Origin of the sequence: Paenibacillus sp. NPDC057886 (assembly GCF_042796655.1) — a bacterium.
GTDB lineage: Bacteria > Bacillota > Bacilli > Paenibacillales > Paenibacillaceae > Paenibacillus.
Map to the genome: position 1 here is coordinate 1,456,574 of NZ_JBHVMZ010000001.1, position 21,333 is coordinate 1,477,906.

17 protein-coding genes are annotated in these 21,333 nt (G+C 49.1%); 14 read left to right on the forward strand and 3 right to left on the reverse strand.

The window, feature by feature from the left end:
* Positions 1-345 precede the first annotated feature (345 nt).
* The 5 genes from glpX to ACFVQB_RS06430 all read left to right on the forward strand — a co-directional run bounded on the left by glpX (position 346) and on the right by ACFVQB_RS06430 (position 6,250).
* The gene (glpX, locus tag ACFVQB_RS06410) at positions 346-1,422 is read left to right on the forward strand and encodes a class II fructose-bisphosphatase (protein ID WP_379435720.1); all 1,077 of its coding nucleotides are present in this window, start codon (positions 346-348) and stop codon (positions 1,420-1,422) included.
* 270 nt (positions 1,423-1,692) lie between these two features.
* The gene (locus ACFVQB_RS06415; protein WP_379435723.1) at positions 1,693-2,739 is read left to right on the forward strand and encodes a LacI family DNA-binding transcriptional regulator; all 1,047 of its coding nucleotides are present in this window, start codon (positions 1,693-1,695) and stop codon (positions 2,737-2,739) included.
* Between the two features lie 227 nt (positions 2,740-2,966).
* On the forward strand, positions 2,967-4,139 hold the full coding sequence (locus tag ACFVQB_RS06420; RefSeq protein ID WP_379435725.1) for a Gfo/Idh/MocA family protein: 1,173 nt from the start codon (positions 2,967-2,969) through the stop codon (positions 4,137-4,139).
* A gap of 161 nt (positions 4,140-4,300) precedes the next feature.
* Positions 4,301-5,029: a ThuA domain-containing protein gene (locus tag ACFVQB_RS06425; protein ID WP_379435728.1), complete on the forward strand. Its 729-nt coding sequence runs from the start codon at positions 4,301-4,303 to the stop codon at positions 5,027-5,029.
* A 114-nt stretch (positions 5,030-5,143) separates the two neighbouring features.
* Entirely contained in the window at positions 5,144-6,250 is a 1,107-nt protein-coding gene (locus ACFVQB_RS06430) for a Gfo/Idh/MocA family protein (RefSeq protein ID WP_379435731.1), read from the forward strand.
* 77 nt (positions 6,251-6,327) lie between these two features.
* Here the strand turns inward: ACFVQB_RS06430 and ACFVQB_RS06435 are convergent, their stop codons facing one another.
* Both ACFVQB_RS06435 and ACFVQB_RS06440 read right to left on the reverse strand, forming a co-directional pair.
* Entirely contained in the window at positions 6,328-7,146 is an 819-nt protein-coding gene (locus tag ACFVQB_RS06435; RefSeq protein ID WP_379435733.1) for an SPL family radical SAM protein, read from the reverse strand.
* On the reverse strand, positions 7,143-7,730 hold the full coding sequence (locus tag ACFVQB_RS06440) for a bifunctional transcriptional activator/DNA repair enzyme AdaA (RefSeq protein ID WP_379435735.1): 588 nt from the start codon (positions 7,728-7,730) through the stop codon (positions 7,143-7,145). The genes ACFVQB_RS06435 and ACFVQB_RS06440 overlap by 4 nt, the downstream gene beginning before the upstream one ends.
* A gap of 185 nt (positions 7,731-7,915) precedes the next feature.
* Between ACFVQB_RS06440 and ACFVQB_RS06445 the strand changes: the two genes are divergently transcribed.
* The 3 genes from ACFVQB_RS06445 (at position 7,916) to ACFVQB_RS06455 (ending at position 10,623) form a co-directional block, all read left to right on the forward strand.
* Positions 7,916-8,896 carry a Gfo/Idh/MocA family protein gene (locus tag ACFVQB_RS06445; RefSeq protein WP_379435737.1) on the forward strand — a complete coding sequence of 327 codons (981 nt, stop codon included), beginning with the start codon at positions 7,916-7,918 and terminating at the stop codon, positions 8,894-8,896.
* A 23-nt stretch (positions 8,897-8,919) separates the two neighbouring features.
* Positions 8,920-9,636, forward strand: a complete 717-nt coding sequence (locus ACFVQB_RS06450; RefSeq protein ID WP_379435740.1) for an SAM-dependent methyltransferase — start codon at positions 8,920-8,922, stop codon at positions 9,634-9,636.
* Positions 9,637-9,729: 93 nt separating this feature from the next.
* The gene (locus ACFVQB_RS06455; RefSeq protein ID WP_379435742.1) at positions 9,730-10,623 is read left to right on the forward strand and encodes an NAD-dependent epimerase/dehydratase family protein; all 894 of its coding nucleotides are present in this window, start codon (positions 9,730-9,732) and stop codon (positions 10,621-10,623) included.
* A 148-nt stretch (positions 10,624-10,771) separates the two neighbouring features.
* Here ACFVQB_RS06455 and ACFVQB_RS06460 read toward each other — a convergent pair whose 3' ends face one another.
* Positions 10,772-11,782 (reverse strand): LacI family DNA-binding transcriptional regulator, encoded by a 1,011-nt coding sequence (locus tag ACFVQB_RS06460; RefSeq protein ID WP_379435745.1) that lies wholly within the window; start codon positions 11,780-11,782, stop codon positions 10,772-10,774.
* A 409-nt stretch (positions 11,783-12,191) separates the two neighbouring features.
* Here ACFVQB_RS06460 and ACFVQB_RS06465 point away from each other — a divergent pair, with 409 nt between their 5' ends.
* The 6 genes from ACFVQB_RS06465 (at position 12,192) to ACFVQB_RS06490 (ending at position 21,283) form a co-directional block, all read left to right on the forward strand.
* On the forward strand, positions 12,192-13,982 hold the full coding sequence (locus tag ACFVQB_RS06465) for an L-fucose isomerase (protein WP_379435747.1): 1,791 nt from the start codon (positions 12,192-12,194) through the stop codon (positions 13,980-13,982).
* 41 nt (positions 13,983-14,023) lie between these two features.
* The gene (locus ACFVQB_RS06470; RefSeq protein WP_379435750.1) at positions 14,024-15,526 is read left to right on the forward strand and encodes a rhamnulokinase; all 1,503 of its coding nucleotides are present in this window, start codon (positions 14,024-14,026) and stop codon (positions 15,524-15,526) included.
* 53 nt (positions 15,527-15,579) lie between these two features.
* Positions 15,580-16,242, forward strand: coding sequence for a class II aldolase/adducin family protein (locus tag ACFVQB_RS06475; protein WP_379435753.1), 663 nt, complete (start codon positions 15,580-15,582; stop codon positions 16,240-16,242).
* A 259-nt stretch (positions 16,243-16,501) separates the two neighbouring features.
* The gene (locus tag ACFVQB_RS06480; RefSeq protein WP_379435755.1) at positions 16,502-17,254 is read left to right on the forward strand and encodes a FadR/GntR family transcriptional regulator; all 753 of its coding nucleotides are present in this window, start codon (positions 16,502-16,504) and stop codon (positions 17,252-17,254) included.
* A 16-nt stretch (positions 17,255-17,270) separates the two neighbouring features.
* Positions 17,271-19,316 carry a hydantoinase/oxoprolinase family protein gene (locus ACFVQB_RS06485; protein ID WP_379435757.1) on the forward strand — a complete coding sequence of 682 codons (2,046 nt, stop codon included), beginning with the start codon at positions 17,271-17,273 and terminating at the stop codon, positions 19,314-19,316.
* Positions 19,313-21,283, forward strand: coding sequence for a hydantoinase B/oxoprolinase family protein (locus ACFVQB_RS06490; protein WP_379435760.1), 1,971 nt, complete (start codon positions 19,313-19,315; stop codon positions 21,281-21,283). Before ACFVQB_RS06485 ends, ACFVQB_RS06490 begins: the two co-directional genes overlap by 4 nt.
* Positions 21,284-21,333: the final 50 nt, after the last annotated feature.

Here is a 21,333-nt window from a genome sequence, read left to right on the forward strand (position 1 = left end):
TTATTTTTCTCTGTAGATGCAAATTAAATTTCGTAAAATCATTGTTATATGTAATATGTCGCTCTGATTTGTTCCTGTGACACTCTCAACGCGATGAGTATGGAGTTTCGAAAAAAACAAGATGAAATGTACCGCTTCAAACCTAATTTATTCAGTGGAATAGACCTGTAAAATGGCATGTTCATTGGTGTGTAAATGTGTTCATTTATCGACGAGGGATAGAAAGGGCTTATTTCCCAAAATCGGGCTATTACGCCCGTTTTAGATCAATTTCATATGGATTTGCGATGGATTTAGTACCGCTTTCAATGTACGCTTTTGGAAACTGGAAAGGAAGTGGGAAAAATGGAACGCGAACTGGCGTTGGAAATTGTCCGAGTAACAGAATTGGCTGCGTTAGCTTCAGCACCCTGGATGGGGCGGGGCGACAAGAATAGTGCAGATGAGGCGGCTACTTTGGCTATGCGCGCCATGTTCGATTCCGTGTCCATTCGCGGCACGGTGGTAATCGGTGAAGGAGAAATGGATGAAGCACCCATGTTGTATATCGGCGAGGAAGTCGGCAACGCCGAGGGTCCCGAGGTTGATGTGGCTGTAGATCCTTTGGAAGGTACAGAGATCGTAGCCAAGGGCCTGAACAACGCTTTATCGGTTATTGCAGTGGCGGGAAAAGGCAACCTGCTCCACGCACCGGATATGTACATGGAGAAGCTGGCTGTAGGGCCGGCTCTGGTGGGCAAGGTCAGTATTGAAGACCCGGTTGAGGTGACATTGGAGAAAGCTGCTGTTGCATTAAACAAAAACATCTCAGATCTGACTGTTATGATTCTGGACCGTGTCCGGCATGAAAGTACGATCAAGACATTGCGCAAGGTTGGTGTCCGGATCAAGTTCCTCAGTGATGGTGACGTAGCTGGCGCGATGGCACCTGCGTTCCCAGAGGCGGGAATTGATCTGTATGTCGGATCAGGAGGAGCACCGGAAGGTGTGCTTGCTGCAGCCGCATTGTCCTGCCTCGGAGGCGAGATTCAAGGTCGCCTGATGCCTGCCAATGCAGACGAATTCCAGCGCTGCCTCCAAATGGGAATCGACAATCCTTACAAAGTATTAACGATGCAGGATATGATCGGCACGGAAGACGTCATTTTTGCAGCAACGGGTGTTACCCCGGGTGAGATCCTTGGCGGTGTGCGTTACCTCGCGGATGATCGAGCAGAGACCGATTCCATTGTCATGCGTGCCAAAACCAAAACCATTCGTTTCATCCGTTCTCAGCATTTCCTTCCGAATAAGGAAGTGTTGCACAAAGTGCGGAAGCTCCAATCAACACCTGAGCCTTCGGATCGCATTCAAAGTCATGTCACCATTTTGGAACAGGCTGAGTTTAGTCAATCATCTGTTGGTAACGGTGTGACGACCTAAATTAAATCTGGTCTCGACTGTTGTGGGCTTTGCTTTTCGATATAAATCCATGTGAAGTCATCTGAAAATCGGCAGGGAATATGGGACAAGTTACAAGAAAATATAGTAAGTAAAGGATGGGGAATTTGTTTACACAAATCCTCATCTTTTTTTGTGTTAAAAGCATTGACAACGGTTACAACACATGAGAAGATGTACGCGCGTACATAATTATTTTATACAATGCATCGGTTTTGCATGTGTTCAGGAAACATGAAGGAGGTGAGATCCATGGCATCCCGTAAAGAAGTGGCTGATCTTGCCGGTGTTTCGGAAGCTACAGTATCCCGAGTTCTTAATGGCGTTGGACCTATTAAAGAGGAAACCCGCCGCAAGGTTATTGAAGCTTCCGAGCAGTTGGGTTACGTGCCCAGCGCACTGGCCCGCAGCTTTGCGAGAAGTAAAAGCGGTAACCTTGGCGTGGTATTACCCTACGTTCCGAAGGCACACTTGTTCTCGGCGTATTTCTTCTCGGAAATGCTGAGCGGCATTGGGAGCAAAGCCAGGGACAACGGCATGGACCTGCTGGTCATGTTCAGGACACCGGGTGAAGTCATGAATTATACGGATCTGTTCCGCCGTCAAAAAGTGGATGCTTGCATCATTCTCGGCGCGCGAGATGATCATGGGGAACTGGCTGCCATGCAGCAGCTTCAGCAGGAAGGACATCCCTTTTGCATTATGAGCCAGCACTTTGCAGGTGAATCATTCATGGAAGTGGATGCCGATCATGTGGAGGGCAGCAGGCTGGCAATCCGTCACCTTACCGATCAAGGATACCGGAAAATTGCCTTTCTCAATGGTCCGGATAGTTATTCCAACAGTCAGGAGCGGCTTCAGGGCGTTCAGATCGGCCTGAATGAGGCCGGAATGAATGTGGATTCCAGCCTGTTGCTGGAGGGGAATTACGGCAGACGAAGCGGGGTGGAGGCAGCTGCTACCATTGCAGCCCGGCTTGACGAGATTGATGCTGTATTTGCTGCGAATGACCGGATGGCAATCGGTGTTATGCATGGTTTGCGAGAGCGTGGGATCAAGGTTCAGGATTTCCCCGCGTTCGTGGGTTACGATGACTCCGATGCTGCGGAGATGGCGGTTCCGCCGCTGAGCAGCGTCAGGGTTCCCTTTTATGAAATGGGAGAACTGGCTGCATCCAAACTTATTCATGGATCATTGGAGGCAACAGCTTCATCGGTGAATACCAAATCCCTCTCAGAAACTGCAAGGCAGTTATTGCCTACAGAGCTGATTATCCGTGCCTCTTCAATCCGTAATTAATACATGGCTATATAGAATGAACTAAACATTTACACGAGAACGGAGAGGATAGAAATAACCTGAAGAAGCGAAGCGGTCGCCTTTATCCCCGGATTTACCATTTAAAAAAAGAAATAAAAAAAATCTGGGGATAACAGCGATCGAAAGGTTGTTCTGTCATCGGAGTGGCAAGTGTAAATATTCTTTAGTTCAACCTGTATAGCTATATCCCAAAGGAGGAAATGACCATGTCAAGTCGTCTTCGTGTCGGAATGGTTGGATACAAATTTATGGGGAAAGCCCACAGCAACGCTTATCGTAGCCTGCCGATGTTTTTCCCGTCTGCTCCGCTCCAACCCGAGATGTCGGTAATCTGTGGACGCAGCGAGCAGGGAGTTCAGGAGGCCGCCAGTCAGTTCGGATGGTCTGAAAGTGTAACGGACTGGCGCGAGCTGGTGCGGCGTGATGACATCGATCTGATCGATATTAACGCTCCAAGTGATGCCCATAAGGAAATCGCGCTGGAAGCCGCTCGCCAGGGTAAACATCTGTTCTGTGAAAAACCGTTGGCTCTATCGCTCGCAGATTCGCGTGAAATGCTACAGGCTGCAGAAGAAGCAGGAGTTGCACACATGGTCGGATTCAACTACCGTTTCTCACCGGCTGTGCAGCTGGCCAAAGAACTGGTGCAAAGCGGACGTCTGGGCAAAATCTATCATTTCCGAGCGTTTTTCCTTCAAGACTGGATCATGGACCCTTCGTTCCCGCTGGTGTGGCGTCTGCAAAAGGAAGTGGCAGGTTCCGGTTCACATGGCGATCTTGGGGCACACCTGATTGATCTGGCACGTTTCCTGGTGGGTGAGTTCAAGGAAGTAATCGGGATGAGCGAAACGTTCATTAAGGAGCGGCCGCTGGCTTCGGAAATGACCGGACTTAGCGCCAAAGGCAGTTCGAACACAGATGCTCCGAAGGGTGAAGTTACGGTAGATGATGCCACTTTGTTCCTCGCACGGTTTGCAGATGGTGCGCTGGGAAGCTTCGAGGCTACACGCTTTGCAGCAGGTCACCGCAGTACCAATTCGTTTGAGATCAATGGCAGTCTGGGCAGCGTCCGGTTTGATTTTGAACGGATGAATGAACTGGAAGTGTATTTTACGAAGGACGATGAAGATGTGCAGGGCTTCCGCCGTGTTCTGGCGACCGATCCGGCACACAAATATGCTGAGGCGTGGTGGCCTGCGGGACATACGATTGGATTCGAGCATACGTTCACACATGAAATGCTGGAGCTGGTGACTGCGATCTCCGAAGGACGTCAGCCTGAGCCAAGTTTCCACGATGGCGTTGCCTGTCAAGCGGTATTGGAAGCCGTTGAACGATCCGTTACAGAGCGCCGCTGGGTGTCGCTAGAAGAAATGTAAGTATTGAACCACTGAATGTGAAATGGATATCATATTGGCACTCATTTGAAATAAATAAGCTAGATATAGGCAAGGATGTTGACCTCGGAGAGATCTTGAATTAGCGCAAAGTCCGATAGAGAATGACAATAACTTAACTTCCGGAAAGCGAGTGATGGGTGATGAGCAAAGCACTAATCGTATGGGGCGGCTGGGATGGACATGAACCGGAGCAGGTAGCAGCAATTTTTGAACGCATTCTGAAGGAAGAACAATTTGAGGTTGAAGTCTCAGATACACTGGAAGCGTATGCGGATGCAGAGAAACTGCTGGGTTTGGATCTGATCGTTCCACTGTGGACGATGGGACAGATTGAACAGGAACTGGTCAATAACGTATCTGCGGCTGTTCAGAGCGGCGTGGGACTTGCGGGTCTTCATGGCGGGATGTGCGATGCGTTCCGCAACAACGTCGACTGGCAGTTCATGACGGGTGGACAGTGGGTTGCGCATCCAGGGAACGACGGCGTGGAGTACACGGTCAACATGAAGCGTGGTTCCAGTCCGCTCTTGGATCATATTGAAGATTTCCAGGTAAAAAGTGAACAGTACTACCTGCACGTGGACCCTGCTGTTGAAGTGTTGGCAACGACACGGTTCCCAATTGTTAACGGTCCTCACGCAGCGAATGGCCCTGTGGATATGCCTGTCGTTTGGACCAAACGCTGGGGTGCAGGCCGTGTATTCTACAACTCACTCGGACACCATGCAGATATCGTGGAGATGAAACAAGTTACTGAGATGATGCGTAGTGGTTTCAAATGGACTGCCGCAGGCAAAGCGCTTGCTCAGAGCCGCACGAATGCAGTGGCTGAAGTTTACACAGGAATGGCTGATAACCAAAGTCGCTAATTTAATTTAATTCTCAATTCATATCCGTTGAGATAGATATATTGACCCACATAATAGCGGTCTAGAGGTTTTTGGAAGCGATATACCAAGTGGGAACACGAAGGGAGTCCAAGCATGAAAACAATGAAAGTAGGCATTATTGGCTGCGGTAAAATCAGCGGTATTTATATGGAGAACTGTCACCGATTTGAGGTGCTCGATCTTGTTGCGGTTGCAGATCTTGACCGGAACAGGGCAGAGGAGCAGGCGGCTGCTTATAATGTACCTAACGTATACACGGTAGAGGAAATTTTGGCAGACCCTGAGATCGACCTGATTATCAATCTGACGATCCCTGCCGTTCATGCGGATGTATGCTTGAGAGCGCTCGAAGCAGGCAAACATGTTTACGTGGAAAAACCACTCGCTGTCACACGAGAAGAGGGTCAAGCGGTCCTGGAAACGGCCAAGCGCAAAGGTCTGCTCGTGGGCTGTGCGCCAGAAACGTTCTTCGGTTCAGGCATTCAGACGGCACTCAAAGTGGTAGAGGATGGTGTCATCGGCAAGCCTGTGGCGGCCACTGCATTTATGATGAGCCGTGGACATGAACATTGGCATCCCGATCCGGAGTTCTATTATGCAGCCGGTGGCGGGCCGATGTTTGATATGGGGCCATATTACCTGACTGCGCTTGTACAATTGCTGGGGCCAATCAAGTCAATTGCTGGTATGACGGGCAAAGCGATGGAACAGCGGACGATTACGAGTGAGAAAAAGCGAGGTCAGAGCATCCCCGTTGAAATTCCGACGCATGTAGCTGGATTGTTGCAATTCGAGCAGGGAGCCATCGGCACGCTGATTACGAGTTTTGACGTATTCGGCGGAAGTGTATTGCCACCAATTGAAGTATACGGCACCCATGGAACACTACAGGTTCCTGATCCAAACACATTCGGCGGTCCAGTTCGTTACCGCTTGCTAGGTGATGAGGAGTGGACTGAGGTACCTCTGCTGCCAGGATATCAAGAAAACACACGTGGCATCGGTGTTGCAGATATGGCTTATGCCGTGGGCAGCGGACGTGCTCACAGGGCAAGTGGAGAGCTTGCCTACCATGTGCTTGAAGCTATGTGGGCGTTCCATGATTCTTCGGATGATCAGACTTTTTATAAAATGGACAGCACATGTCAGCGCCCTGCTGCACTGCCAGCAGATCTGCCATTGTACACGCTGGATCAGTAATCGATCAAGACAGAACTATAGCCCTGACTCCCGATACGAGGGAAGCAGGGCTATTTTCATTTTATATCAAGGCATGATTAGGGTTCGAATCCGGCTTGGCTAATCCAGATTTCATGTTCCTCAAAATGCGCCTTCATTCGCTCAACTACCATTTTGTAGGCTTCAGGACTGTACCAATCTTCCTTGCCCACTTGTTCGTAAAGTGGCTTCATGCCAAGTCTCCGGGTTCGCTTGCCCTCACTCCCATCTCCCATGAAGTAATCATCAATACATATACGCTGGACAAGCGGCCTTAGGATGGCTGCAAAATTTTCGCTGCTGGGTAATACTGGAGCAATAGCAGCCTGTGTGGGGATACCGGCATCTCGCAGTTGTTCCAGGGCACGCAATCTGCCCGCGATTGGCGGAGCTGCAGGACTGAACTGCTTGCGGATATCATCCAGATCCGTTTCCACGGTCATGCTAACACGGACTCGGTCACCCAACTTTTGCAGCAGATCGATATCTCGGGTCACCAATGGACTTCGGGTTTGAACCAATATAAAATCGGGTGGATGCTGGGCCATGACTTCAAGCAAAGAACGCGTGATTTGCTCCTTATATTCAGCGGGCTGATACGGATCTGTACTGGATGACATAAAGAGTGTGACCTTACCTTTCGATTTCGCACGCTTCAGCTCCTTGGCAAGCACATTGGCGGCTTCCTGTTTCACATCAACCCAGCTTCCCCACGGCTCTTTGCGAAATAAAGATACGGGCATTTGCCTTACATAACAATAGGAACATCCAAAAGCACAGCCTGTATAGGGATTCAACGTATGGGTATAACCATTAAGGAACCCGGTTCCTTTGTTCAGCAACGTTTTGGGTACTTTGTATACCAGACTGGTCTTCATAATGAATCACGCCTTTGTTCACGGTAATTGGCAGGTGTGCATCCTGTATGTTTTCGAAATACAGTAATAAAATACGCCGGATTGGCTATGCCGACCTGTCGACCGATATCTGTGACGGTAAGACTGGTGCTTTCAAGCATTTTCCGGGCTTCGGTGACTCGTTTTTCCTGAATGTACTCCACTGGTGTTAGACCCGTAATTCGTTTGAACACCCGGTGCAGATGGTACGGACTACCATGACTAACACTCGCAAGAATATCAAGTGTTAGAGGCTCGGCAAAATGATGTTCGATATAGTCTGTTACAACGGAAATCCATTCCTGATCGGGGACTCGCTCGCCCGTTGGTTTGCACCGTTTGCATGGACGGAAATGTCGCGCCAATGCTTCTTCCGAGTTTTTAAATATAAAGACATTCTCATAATTGGGTGCTTTCGACTTGCAGGAAGGTCGGCAAAAGATGCCTGTTGTTTTGACACCGTAATAGAATTTTCCATCAAAGCTGCTGTCGTTGTGAATAATGGCATTCCACTGTTTGTCATCTATAGGCACAGAATCTGTTTGATAGGGGTTGTGATATTCCAAAAGAATCACCTCAAGTCTCATTATACCCCTGATTGATTGAGATCGACGAAGTTTCAAGCAAAAAAGCAAGATATCAATATGTTGGAAAATGTACTTCCCTTCAATCTGAATGAAATATAGGCTACAATGTACAGGATGGCAAGCAGTTTAAGCGTGAAATTTTATTTATGAAAGAGGTAGATTGAATGGTTCGTTTTGGAGTGGTAGGTACCAACTGGATTACAGAGAGGCTTCTTGAGGCCGCTGCACAAGTCGAAGGATTCGAATTGACCGCCGTGTATTCAAGAACTGAAGATAAAGCTAATGCATTTGCAGATCAATATCAGGCTGCACTTCGATTCACCAACCTGGAAGAGATGGCGGCGAGTGATGGTCTCGATGCCGTGTACATTGCTACACCGAATACCTTTCATGCCGAGCAGGCAGAGTTATTTTTGAGAAACGGCAAACATGTCCTGTGCGAGAAGCCTTTGGCTGCCAATGGGGCAGAGGTCCGTCGTATAATTGATACAGCGCAAGAACATGGAGTACTGCTCATGGAGGCCATGAAATCGACCCTTGTTCCCTCGTTCAAAATGGTACAGTCTCACCTACATAAAATTGGCCCGGTACGTAAATATGTGGCGAGTTATTGCCAGTACTCTTCCCGGTACGATAAGTATAAAGAGGGAATCGTCCTGAATGCGTTCAAACCTGATCTTGCTAATGGAGCGTTAATGGATCTTGGTGTGTATTGTCTCTATCCGTTGATTACGCTATTTGGCGAGCCTACACAAGTTCAGTCCCAGGCAATGATGCTGGAATCAGGGGTAGATGGACAAGGCAGTGTTATTCTGAATTATGATGAGATGGATGCGGTAGTGACGTACTCCAAAATCTCCAATTCTCGTGTTCCAAGCGAAATTATGGGCGAACGCGGCAGCATCATCATTGACAAAATTGGTTCACCCGAACATGCGGAGATACGCTACAATGATGGTACGGTGGAAAAACTCACTGCCGAGCAAACTCATCCGTCGATGTATTATGAGGTGGAGGAGTTTGTCAATCTGATCCAGCAAGGCAAAAAGGAATCGGACATGAACACCTATGAACGTTCCTATGTTACCATGCAGGTGATGGATCAGATCCGGCAGCAGATTGGTCTTGTTTTTCCTAACGATTAATTCTGAAAGTGAGCTGAGACGAGATGAGTAGAGATGAGCAGAAGAGCAGAGTGGCCGGCCTGGAGTTGGCACAAATTATTTTTATCGGGCGAACCTTCGAAGAATATATGAAGATGTTCAACCTGACCGTGGAAGAGATTAAAGGTAAGTCCATTCTCGATTGTCCGGGCGGGGCCTGTTCTTTCAGTAGCCATGCACGAGAGTGGGGTGCAGATCCCATGGCAGCGGATATTGCCTATGAACATGAGAGCAGCCAACTGGAAGTGAAGGGACTTCAGGATATTGAACATACGATGAAACAAATGGAACAAGTACAAGACAAATATAGATGGGATGATTTCGGTTCGATCCATGGCTTGAAAGAAGAACGTAGACGTGCAATCACCGATTGTGTAGCCGATATGAGACGTTTTCCTGACCGTTATGTGGCCTCTGTACTGCCGGAGTTACCTTTTGCCGATGAACAATTCGATCTGACATTGTCTGCGCATTTCCTGTTTACGTATGCGGATCGCCTGGATGCCGATTTCCATCTTCAGACGATCCTTGAGCTGCTGCGTGTGACGAAGCGGGAGCTGCGGATTTTTCCTACGGTAGACTTGTCTGGCAAACGTTATGAGCACATGGATGAACTAAAGGCTATACTGGAAGAACGCGGTTATATTACTTCTGAAGAGAAAACTTCATATGAATTCCAGCGGGGAGCACATACGATGCTCCATATTGTGAAATCACGGTAAAAACACCTGAATTGCAACAACACAGACAGCACTTCATTCATGAAGGTTTTAATAAGATACGCATGACCAGAACAGGTTAGGAGGTTTTATCAGATGAAAAAAGTACTTATACTTGGTGGTACACGGTTCTTCGGCAAACGTCTGGTTGATCATTTACTGTGGGAAGGAAAGTCTCAAATTACGGTCGCAACTCGTGGTAAAACGGATGTAGACTTTGGACCCGAGGTCAACCGGATTAAAATGGATCGTGAAGATCCGAAATCGCTTGCCGAGGTTGCACAGACCGACATGTGGGATATTGTCTATGACAACATCTGTTACTCGCCAGATGCGGCGAAGTCGGCTTGCGAAGCTTTTGCAGGACGTACCCAAAGATACATTTTGACATCAACGCTATCGGTATATGGAGATCCCAAACCTGGATTTACGGAAGACGATTTCGATCCGTATACCTATCCGCTGCAATATGGAAGCCATGAGGATTTCTCCTATGGAGAGGGTAAACGGCTTGCGGAAGCTGTGTTTTTCCAGGAAGCGGATTTCCCGGTGGCAGCGATGCGTATTCCGATTGTACTCGGAATTGATGACTACACACGAAGACTTCATTTTCATATTGAACATGTGCAAAAAGGAAAACCCATCGGCATGCCAAATCCGAATGCCGAGATTGGTTTCATCAATTCCACAGAAGCCGCTAGATTTCTCGCTTGGCTTGGTCATTCATCCATTACAGGACCTGTGAATGCAGCGTCCAAAGGAGCTATAACTCTTTCAGCCATGATGAAACTGATTGAAACGGTAACGGGTATGCAATCCCAGGTACTGACCGAAACGATCAAAGAAGACATGTCACCCTTTGGAATCTCGGATTCCTGGACAATGGATACTTCGAAAGCAGAGCAGGCGGGATATACGTTTGAAGCATTAATGGATTGGTTCCCGGGTCTGGTTCGGGAAGTCGCTCTGGCACTTCAATCCGAAGGCTAGAATCCAAATCTATATTTGAGTCTCATTTCATTACAAAGAAAACAGGACGCAATCAGAGAGATATTCTCCGATGCGTCCTGTTTGTGTATTTGCTTCAACAAAACAGTTTCTCTCAAGTTGCGGTTCCAACCTCAATTGATTTTCCTGTTTATTTGCAAGGAGCAGAGGCCGAAGCTCGAATACGCAGCTCAGATGGCATAATAACAGTTTGTGGTTGCTCAGGAGCTTTGCCTTCAATTCGGTCGATCAGCATTTGCATTCCGATAGCACCGAAGTCATAGGCAGGCTGTGCAGCAACAGTAAGAAAGGGATCAAAGGCGGAAGCCAAATCCAGATCATCAAAACAGACGACCGAGATATCCTCAGGTACACGAAGCCCCCGTTTACGCAAAAGTCGAATGACACCGATAGCGAGCATGTTGTTTGCTGCAAATATGGCTGTAGGTTTATGCTGATGTGCAAGTAAACTGTCGATACCCTCTTCATCACTGAAATCCCGGTAGCCTGTTCGAAGGATTAATCCAGAATCAAAAGGAAGCCCGGCTTCCCGGAGTCCCTCCATATATCCTTCTTCTCGCAGCCTCGCAGTGGAAACCTCGGAAGAACCATTGACCAGAGCTATGCAGCGATGTCCGAGATCCGTCAGATATCGAATCAATTGAAGTGCACCATCTCGGCTGTCCCCAGCGATAACGTCGGATGTGATTCCCGGGACGGTGCGGTCCAAAATAACAAACGGAATGTTACGTTCCTGCAGCTGCTTCAAGTGATTTAGCGAACGGTCCCCAGCTGGTGCAAACAGCACACCATCGACGCGGGTAGACAGAATGGTTTCTACATAATTTTTCTCCTTGTCGTAATCCTCGTCGCTATTGCTGAACAAGAGGCGATAACCGCGCAGATTGGCAGCGTCTTCAGCTCCCCGGGCCAGCGTTGTATAGAAGGGGTTCGTAATATCCGTAATTAACAGTGACAACATCTGAGTCCGCTGCAGCACAAGACTGCGTGCATTGGAGTTGGGAATGTAACCAAGTTCTTCGATGACCTGTTGTACACGCTCGCGTGTAGCCGGGCTGATGCGACCTGTTTGATTGATGACTTTGGAAACGGTCATGGCGGAGACGTTGGCTTTTTTGGCAATATCATAAATGGTAATCAATAGGATCTAACCTTTCCGCAACATAGTCTTTCCATTCTATAGGATAATGCCGATTGACAGCAACATAGGCTCATGCTATCTTAGGGTTACCCATAACCCTAACCAAAAAAATTGATTTTTTCAGTCTAACCGCTCTTCAATTTTGCTCACATCGCTTCCTTCATACACCATTACAGGGCAGCATAACGGAGTCAATAATATAGAGCGGTTTATTTAATTGAGTATTTGTAAACGCATTCATAATAAGAAAAAGAAGTGACCATTGTGGCATGCAACGGTAATGTGATAACTCGGGTATCGGTGAACAGAAGGAATCAAAATTCTTAATTAGCCCCATCAAATTGCATACGGACAAGTCACAAGTAATTCGTACCTATTCTATGAAACCATTGAAGGAGGACGTTTTAGTATGACACATCAGGATTACCGTTATAAACAGGCATTTCCCAAGATTGGTATTCGTCCCACAATTGACGGCAGACGCAAGGGTGTTCGTGAATCATTGGAAGAGCAGACGATGCGTATGGCGACGTCCGTTGCCGAGCTGCTCGCAGCAGAACTTCGTTATCCCGATGGATCGCCGGTAGAATGCGTCGTTGCCGAGTCCTGTATTGGCGGCGTGAACGAGGCAGCGGCAGCGGCGGAACTATTCAGTCGTTCCAACGTGGGCGTGACCATTACCGTTACACCTTGCTGGTGTTATGGGACAGAAACGATGGATATGTCCCCATCCATTCCCACGGCGATCTGGGGTTTTAACGGCACTGAACGTCCGGGCGCAGTATATCTGGCAGCAGTACTCTCTGCCCATGCACAGAAGGGGATTCCCGCTTTTGGAATCTATGGAGAGGATGTTCAGGATGGAGGAGATACGACGATTCCTGATGACGTTCGTGAGAAATTACTTCGCTTCAGCCGTGCAGGTCTTGCCGCTGCAACCTTGAAGGGACGTGCTTATCTGTCCATTGGCTCGGTATCCATGGGCATTGCCGGCTCTATCGTGAACGATTCCTTTTTCCAGGAATATTTGGGCATGCGGAACGAATATGTGGACATGAGTGAATTGACTCGTCGTATAGAAGAGGAGATTTATGATCCTGAGGAGTATAAGCTGGCACTGGCCTGGGTGAAGGAGAACTGTAGTGAAGGACCGGATAACAATCCTGCCTATCTTCAGACAGATCGCAAACGCAAAGAGTATGAATGGGAAACGGTTGTGAAAATGACCCAGATTGTGCGTGACCTGATGGCAGGCAATCCGAAGCTGGCGGAGCTGGGATTCACAGAGGAATCCATGGGCCACCACGCGATTGTCTCCGGGTTTCAGGGACAACGGCAGTGGACAGATCATTCACCCAACGGAGATTTTCTGGAATCTATCCTGAATTCTTCCTTTGACTGGAATGGCAAACGCTCGCCTTATCTGGTGGCAACAGAGAACGACAGCCTGAATGGTGTGTCGATGTTATTTGGTTCCCTTCTTACGCATACCGCGCAGATCTTCGCAGATGTACGTACCTATTGGAGCCCGGATTCGGTAAAACGCGTGACAGGGCATCAGTTGGAAGGAAACGCAAAGGACGGTATTCTGCATCTGATCAACTCCGGTTCTGCGGCATTGGATGGTACAGGGCAACAATCAAGAGCGGGTGAGCCTGTGCTCAAGCCTTTCTGGGAAATTACAGATGAAGAGGTTGAGGACTGCCTGAAAGCCACCTCATGGCGGCCGGCATCCGTGGAATATTTCCGGGGCGGCGGCTATTCGGCTGATTTCCTGACTAAAGGCGGCATGCCTGTTACGATGACTCGTCTCAATTTGGTCAAAGGACTCGGTCCAGTGCTGCAACTGGCTCAAGGTTACACCGTCGATCTGCCTGAGGATGTACATGATACGCTGGATCAGCGGACAGATCCGACTTGGCCATCTACCTGGTTTGCACCTGTTCTGACGGGATCAGGGGCCTTCACCTCGGTTTATGAAGTAATGAATCAATGGGGTGCGAACCATGGCTCCATCTCTTATGGACATATCGGTGCGGATTTGCTGACACTGGCCTCCATGCTTCGTATCCCGGTGAGTATGCATAATGTACCGGAATCCGAGATTTTCCGTCCGCGTGCCTGGGGACTGTTCGGCACAAGTGAACCGGAAAATGCCGATTACCGGGCATGCAGCGTCTTTGGACCGTTGTATCGATAACAGCCAAACGGCTTGTCGTGGAAGCGAAGGAGGCATGAGAGATGGGTACTCAAGCAACACATGTGCTTGCTGCCGATTACGGCGCCGGAAGCGGCCGGGTGGTCCGTGGGACTTTTGACGGGAGCAAGCTCTCGTTACAAGAAATGCATCGATTCAGTAACGATCCTGTACACCTGGGAGATGGCCTGTACTGGGATTTCCTGCGACTTTTCCACGAACTAAAACAAGGGATTGTAAAGGGCATGCAAGGCATCTCCCAACCGGTCCGTTCCATTGCTGTGGATACGTGGGGAGTCGACTATGGATTGGTGGACGGGGCGGGAAGGTTGTTCTTCAATCCGCGTCATTACCGGGAATCGCGTAATGCGAAGTGGATGGAAGAAGTCCTGCACATGGTGAGTGAAGAAGAGCTTTATTCCATGTCTGGTGTCCTGCCACAACAGATAAATACGATATTTCAACTGCTTGGAAGTGTGCGCGAGCACTCGGAAGGTCTGCGGCCAGATGTGCGCATGTTATTGATGCCGGATTTATTTAACTATTATCTATCTGGTCAGCAGGCCTGCGAGTACACAATTGCGAGTACAAGCGGACTATTGCATGCCGGAGAGGTCCGTTGGAATGAACAGTTGATTGGCCGTCTGGGTATCCCGGAGACGCTATTCCCACCTCTCGTACAGCCAGGCACGGTGCTAGGGCAGTTAACGGATGACTTGTGTGCAGAGTTGCGGACTGGACCGATGCAAGTGATATCTGTAGGTTCACATGATACAGCATCTGCATTGGCAGCCATTCCTGCTACAGATTCGGAATTTGCTTTTATTAGCTGTGGCACCTGGTCACTCATGGGGGTGGAACGCGACAGCCCTGTATTGGATGAACGTAGCCGCCAACTGGGGTTCACCAATGAAGGCACGGTAAATGGCAAAGTGCGAACCTTGAAGAATCGCTCAGGCCTGTGGCTATTGCAGGAGTGCAAACGGCAGTGGGAACGGGAGAATCAACGTTTTACCCATGAGGAACTGGTCCAGCTCGCTGCTTCGGCAACCGCTCATCAATGTTATGTATCGTCCGGAGATGGGGTGTATTTGGCACCAGGCAACATGCCAGAGCGAATCCGGCAACAGTGCAGTGCCAGAGGGCAAGGAATACCCGAAACGATTGGAGCCATTGTGCGTTGTATTCTCGAAAGTCTCGCGCTGGAGTTCAGACAGACTCTGGATGAACTGGAGCTAATTACAGGCACCCGGCCACGGGTGATTCATATAGTCGGCGGCGGTGTGCATAATCGCTTATTGTGCCAATTTACGGCTAATGCAGCAGGTATTCCGGTGATAGCCGGTCCTGCCGAGGCAACTTCAGCCGGAAATTGCATGCTGCAATACCTGGCACATGGCGAAATAAGCAGCTTATCCGAGGTGCGAGAAGTTATGGCTTCTTCCTTTTCTCCCGAAACCTATGAGCCAGAAGACACCGCAAGGTGGCAGGAAGCCTACGTAAGATACCAACACCTGAATCAAACATTGGCAAGCAAATCCAATTAGATGAGCATTTTTTAAAATGCTTAAAAAGAAAAGTCAAAGGAGTGGAGCAGAACATGTCTGAACAACATGTAAGGGAAGAATTGACCAAATATGCCCGCAGAGCGGTTGCTCAGGGGCTGGTGGTTGGACCAGGGGGGAATCTGAGCGCCCGTTCCGAAGGAACGATGCTGCTTTCGCCCAGTGGTTATGCACTAGAGGATCTGGAGCCTGACGAATGGATCGCGATTGATATTGCGACAGGAGAGACACGTGCCGGATCGACACGCCCTTCCTCCGAGGTGTTGATGCATCTGTATAGCTATCGGGTCAACCCTGACATTCAAGCCATTGTCCATACACATCCGGCATACACCATCGCCCTGAGTCTCGTTTTCGATGAATTGCCTCATTTGTTCCCTGATCAGTCGGCACTGGTGGGCGATATTGGCTTTGTACCTTATGTTCTGCCCACAACCAGACTCCTTGCCGATGCGGTAGCTGCCAAGGTTGAAGAGCACACAGCGCTCATTCTGGTCAACCACGGATTGGTTACGACAGGTAAAAATCTGCGCGAAGCCTACTACCGCACCCAAGTGGTGGAGGAAAGCGCCAAGGTGTATATGATCGCCAAGGCAGCAGGGGAGCCTAAAGTGCTTACTGCGGAAGAATACAAGGAGATCCAGTCTCTTGAAAGTGAAGCTTACCGCGTGCAGCTGCTGCAACAACTCAAGTCATAACTGAATATTTATAATTAAACGAAGTATAAAGGTTATCTCGACAAGAGCAGGTTACGTCCTCCAGAAAAAATCTGGAATACAGGATGTGAATTGCTCTTTTTTTATTTTGGGTCAAACGGGTAGTACATGGCGCAAAAAAAATACACAGTAATTGGGTAAGAATTATTGAAATTATTATCGATTGAAGTTATACTGTCGTTAATCATCAGTGAGTAACAACAAAAGAAATGCAATTATTTATATATGAGGAGTGAATTTAGTGGGTCCTGAGCTAAACGAATTGGAGTTGGAATACGAACTGCTGAAGCAGCTTCGGGACGCGAGCGCTCCCATCGGGGCCAGCACGTTGGTTCATACCTTGGGCAAAACGTACGGTCTAAGTCAGGCTACAATCGGAAGAAGACTTATGGAGATGGACGTTGAAGGTTTCACGATACTGGAGGGCCGGAAGGGCAGAATTCTAACCGAACAGGGGCTGGAGCGAATCAAGACTTTGGAGAAAGATTTACAGCAAAAAAGTGTGAATTCCCAACTCATTCAGATGCTGAACCATTCCGGTGAAAAGGCTCTGCTTGATGTCCTTGTGGCCAGAAGGGCTCTGGAACGGGAGATTGCTTCCCTGGCAGCACAACGAGCCTCAAAAGAATACATATTGTTGCTGGAAGCCTCCATCGCTACCCAGCATCAATTGCTTTCCCAGAATATTATTCCTTACGAGGAGGATCGGGAGTTTCACAGGCTGCTGGCTTATGCGGCTCAAAACCAGATTCTGCTGCATGCGGTTGAACTGGTTTGGGAGACAAGCCGTGATTTCCTGGAAACAGCTTATATTAGGCAAAGAGTAGGAAGCGAACTGGTCGTGGACCATCAGCGGATTCTGGAGGCTGTAGCAGCGGGCTCCCCGGAACAAGCTGAAGCGGCAATGGTGGATCATATTAACCAGATGATTGAGGATGTCAAACGATATTTCGCTATGCAGAACCTTAATATAACTTCGGATGAGACCCGTTGATAAAGGAGTTGAGCTTGTGAGAACAATTTATCGATTAGGTATAGATATCGGAGGCACATTCACGGATGCCCTGGTTATGGACAATCATGGCAGGGTGATTGCCGCACTGAAGACGCCATCGATTACAGCAGCTCCGGAACAGGCGATTTTTAATGCACTTGATCAGCTCAAAGCTAGCGGGGTCGATCTTCATGAGATCGATCTGTTTGTGCACGGAACAACGCTTGGTGTTAACACCCTAATTGAGCGTAATGGCGCAGTTACAGGTCTGTTGGTCACCAAAGGTTTCCGGGATATTCTTGAGATTCGGAGGCTTCGACTCGAGGATACAACCAATCTGTATGGTGACAAGACCGATGCGCTTGTTCCGAGACATCTTATCAAGGAAATCGATGAACGAGCGCTTGCGAGCGGAAGCATACTTCAACCACTGAATCAGGAACAACTACTTCAAGCGGTAGACGAGCTGGTAGAAGAGGGGATTACAGCCTTGGCGATCAGTTTCTTGCACGCTTATGTCAATCCTGCTCATGAGCAGCTCGCGGAAGAGTTAGTCAGGGGACGTCATCCGCACCTGTTTCTTTGCAGAAGCAGCGCCATTTGGCCACAGCAGCGTGAATTCGAACGGACTCTCGCCACGGCCATGAATGCATATGTTGGGGAACGAATGGGATCATATTTCCTGCGTCTACAAGAAGGAATTGGCGCTTACGGCCTGAAAGCCAATTTGCTGTCCACGATGTCCAATGGTGGAATCATGACTGCGGCCAGAGCGGCCAAAGAGCCTGTACGTACTCTCCTGTCTGGACCTGCTTCCGGCGTAATCGCCGCCACCCATATTGCCGAGCAGGCCGGCATTCATCAAGTCATCACATTCGACATGGGCGGGACAAGCGTTGATGTCGCCCTCATCGATAAAGAACCTGCGTATTCTACAATGAATAGGGTTGGGGATTTTCCGGTCATCATTCCCGCTGTGGATGTAACCGCGATTGGAGCCGGTGGGGGCTCGATTGCCTGGCTTGATTCCGTAGGTGTACTCAAGGTGGGACCACGTAGTGCTGGGTCCAATCCGGGTCCAGCCTCCTATCATCGTGGGGGAGAAGAGCCGACAACGACGGATGCCTATCTGCAACTGGGCGTTTTACAGGCTGATCGATTCCTTGGCGGACAGATGCGTCTCTATCCCGAGCTTGCTGAACGTACTCTGGGTAATCTTGGCGAACGGCTTGGACTAAGTCCCACGCAAACTGCACAAGCCATTCTCGATGTGGCCACCGCCAATATGTATGCCCAATTCTCTCCGCTCATGGCACGCAAGGGTGTTGATCCCCGTGACTTTACGTTGCTCGCCTATGGTGGAGCTGGGCCGATGCATGCTTTCCTCATGGCGCGTGAAGTGGGCATCCGCCGGGTGCTGATCCCACCATCTCCAGGAACACTTTGTGCCATGGGCTGCACAGTTGCCAATCTTCGCAATGATTTCGTTCAAACCTTGCACAAAAGCAGTCAAACGCTTGAGCCTGGCGAGTTAGCGAATCTATACACAAGACTGGAGGATCAAGGGCGCAGCTGGGTTGAAGAGGAAGCCCGAGGCGGAGTGAAACTGGAACATATCTATTGCTTATATAGCGCCGACATGCGTTATGAAGGTCAGGCCTTTGATTTGGAGGTTACCCTCACATCCGAAGAAATCGCCGATCCCGAAAAAGCAAGGAACAAATTCCATATGTACTACCAAAATGTGTTTGGCATCAGCCAGCCGGAAGCTGATGTGATGTTCGTTAGTCTGAGGGCGACCATTGTTGGCATTCTGCCCACCCAAAGCACAGCGACTCCGGTAGAGTTGCCATTCGATGAGAGTGAAGCAGAAGAACGGATCATCACTTTTGACCACGAACAACGAACTGCAAAAGTTCTAAAGAGGGGACAGATACCACTGCGTATGCCCATTCATGGGCCCATTATCGTGGAGGAATATGATACAACCATTTTCATCCCGCCTGGCTTTACGGTATACCGGGATGGTTACGGGAATGTGATTGGGGAGGTGGAGCAATGATTGGCGACAAGGTTTTTCTTGAAATTTTCAACAACCGGATTCAGGCTGCGGTGGAGGAAATGGCCAATGTCGTGTTACGCACCGGATTCACCGCTTTTGTTAAAGAAACGGGCGATTTTGGAACCTACCTCTTGTCACCATCTGGGGAAACGTTTGGGTCGCCATTGGAGACGGGTTACAATCTTTCCCTTGGTATCCCCGCAGCGGCGACCATAAACAGCATCACAGACTGGAAGGAAGGCGATCTGGTCATTTGTAATGATCCTTATTCCACCAAAGGCATGGTGACACATCTACCGGATGTTCATCTGATCAAGCCCTATTTTCACAAAGGGGAAATCATCGCATACGGCATGTGCTTCGTTCATTCATCCGATGTAGGTGGTAAGGTACCGGGAAGCGTATCTCCAAGCGCCTACGATATTCATATGGAAGGCATTCGAATTGCTCCAGTCAAGCTGTATGAAGCGGGCGTTCTTAATGAACAGATACTGCGCATGTTTCTGGACAATAGCCGCATTCCGGAGCAAAACCTTGGTGATCTCAAGGCGCTGATGGCAGCCTTGAATCGGGGGGAGCAACGACTAGAAGAGCTTATCGGCCGTTACGGTGTGGAGCGAATTCAGCAGGGCATCGAGCAATTGCTGGAATACGCTGAGTTGAAGGCCCGCGCCATCGTACAGGAGATTCCGGACGGTTCATATGAGTTCTGGGACTATCTGGAGAAAGGTCCTGGCGGTTATCCCATCCGATTGCGCTGTAAAATGACGATCGCAGGCAGTGACATTCATCTAGACTTTAGCGGCACCGACCCTCAGGTCAGAGCTTCGTTCAATATTCCTACCCACAATCAGCAGGGGCATTACATGCTGGTTCCCGCACTCATTCGTTATTTCCGTACGCTCGATCCGACGATTCCATGGAATTCGGGCATGATTCGTATGGTGCGAAATTACGCACCGCCAGCTTCAGTTCTCAACCCGGAGCCGATGGCAGCGGTTGGGGCACGAGCAGCGACCTTTATTCGGTTGATGGATGTCATCACAGGCGCTCTTGGAAAAGCCCAGGCCAGTAAGGTCCCCGCCGCAGGAGCCGGACAGGCATGCATTGTTATGATGGCGATGACGGATGCGTCAGATGGCAAGAAAAAGGTCGGTGTGATCCAGCCGATATGCGGCGGTTCAGGAGCAAGACCAATGAAAGATGGGATTGATGGCATGGATTTTGCTGTGGGTCATCTTCGAAACATTCCTGCGGAAACAGTAGAGTCCGAGATGCCTGTGCTCATAGAGCATTATGGTCTTCGTGCTGATTCCGCTGGTGCGGGAACCTTCCGTGGTGGAAGCGGAATCGACCTGTGCATCAAAATTCTCACACCAGATACCGTAATGACGGCCAGAAATATGGAGCGTATGGAGTTTCATCCGTGGGGCAGGCTTGGCGGAGGTGTAGGTACCCATGGGGAAGCAATTCTCAATGCTGGACGTGCAAGTGAACATCATCTGGGAAGAATTGATGAGTTGCTGCTTCAACCCGGAGAGACAGTGACGTTCCTGTCACAAGGCGGTGGCGGATACGGCGATCCATTTGATCGGGATCCACTGCTGGTGCTGGAGGATGTAAGAAGAGGACTGGTATCAACGGAAAAAGCTCTTGAACTATATGGTGTGGTCATAGAAGGGCGGAACCTGAACGAGAGTGAGACCAGACAGTTGCGAGCCAAGAGGGAACGGCAGCATGAAGAATTCGATTTTGGCTGGACAAGGACACAGTTTGAGTCCATATGGACTGATGAGATGCAAGTATCGCTGAATCAGGCTTTGCTGAATGTTCCGCTTGCACTCAGAGACTACCTGAAGCGTCAGACCATGGGAGTAGTGGAGGAGAAGCATACAGCGTCTGTATCCGTATCACCACATGAGATATCAGACATTATGGAAGGGTTGCGTCAGAAAATAGGATTGTAGTGATCAGGTGTACGAAGTAAAACGATTTAATTTTGTCATATCCATAAAAC

Excerpts from the sequence above, each read along its gene's own strand:
- glpX (WP_379435720.1), top strand. The coding sequence starts at position 346 with ATGGAACGCGAACTGGCGTTGGAAATTGTCCGAGTAACAGAATTGGCT.
- ACFVQB_RS06415 (WP_379435723.1), top strand. The coding sequence starts at position 1,693 with ATGGCATCCCGTAAAGAAGTGGCTGATCTTGCCGGTGTTTCGGAAGCT.
- ACFVQB_RS06420 (WP_379435725.1), top strand. The coding sequence starts at position 2,967 with ATGTCAAGTCGTCTTCGTGTCGGAATGGTTGGATACAAATTTATGGGG.
- ACFVQB_RS06425 (WP_379435728.1), top strand. The coding sequence starts at position 4,301 with ATGAGCAAAGCACTAATCGTATGGGGCGGCTGGGATGGACATGAACCG.
- ACFVQB_RS06430 (WP_379435731.1), top strand. The coding sequence starts at position 5,144 with ATGAAAACAATGAAAGTAGGCATTATTGGCTGCGGTAAAATCAGCGGT.
- ACFVQB_RS06435 (WP_379435733.1), bottom strand. The coding sequence starts at position 7,146 with ATGAAGACCAGTCTGGTATACAAAGTACCCAAAACGTTGCTGAACAAA.
- ACFVQB_RS06445 (WP_379435737.1), top strand. The coding sequence starts at position 7,916 with ATGGTTCGTTTTGGAGTGGTAGGTACCAACTGGATTACAGAGAGGCTT.
- ACFVQB_RS06450 (WP_379435740.1), top strand. The coding sequence starts at position 8,920 with ATGAGTAGAGATGAGCAGAAGAGCAGAGTGGCCGGCCTGGAGTTGGCA.
- ACFVQB_RS06455 (WP_379435742.1), top strand. The coding sequence starts at position 9,730 with ATGAAAAAAGTACTTATACTTGGTGGTACACGGTTCTTCGGCAAACGT.
- ACFVQB_RS06465 (WP_379435747.1), top strand. The coding sequence starts at position 12,192 with ATGACACATCAGGATTACCGTTATAAACAGGCATTTCCCAAGATTGGT.
- ACFVQB_RS06470 (WP_379435750.1), top strand. The coding sequence starts at position 14,024 with ATGGGTACTCAAGCAACACATGTGCTTGCTGCCGATTACGGCGCCGGA.
- ACFVQB_RS06475 (WP_379435753.1), top strand. The coding sequence starts at position 15,580 with ATGTCTGAACAACATGTAAGGGAAGAATTGACCAAATATGCCCGCAGA.
- ACFVQB_RS06490 (WP_379435760.1), top strand. The coding sequence starts at position 19,313 with ATGATTGGCGACAAGGTTTTTCTTGAAATTTTCAACAACCGGATTCAG.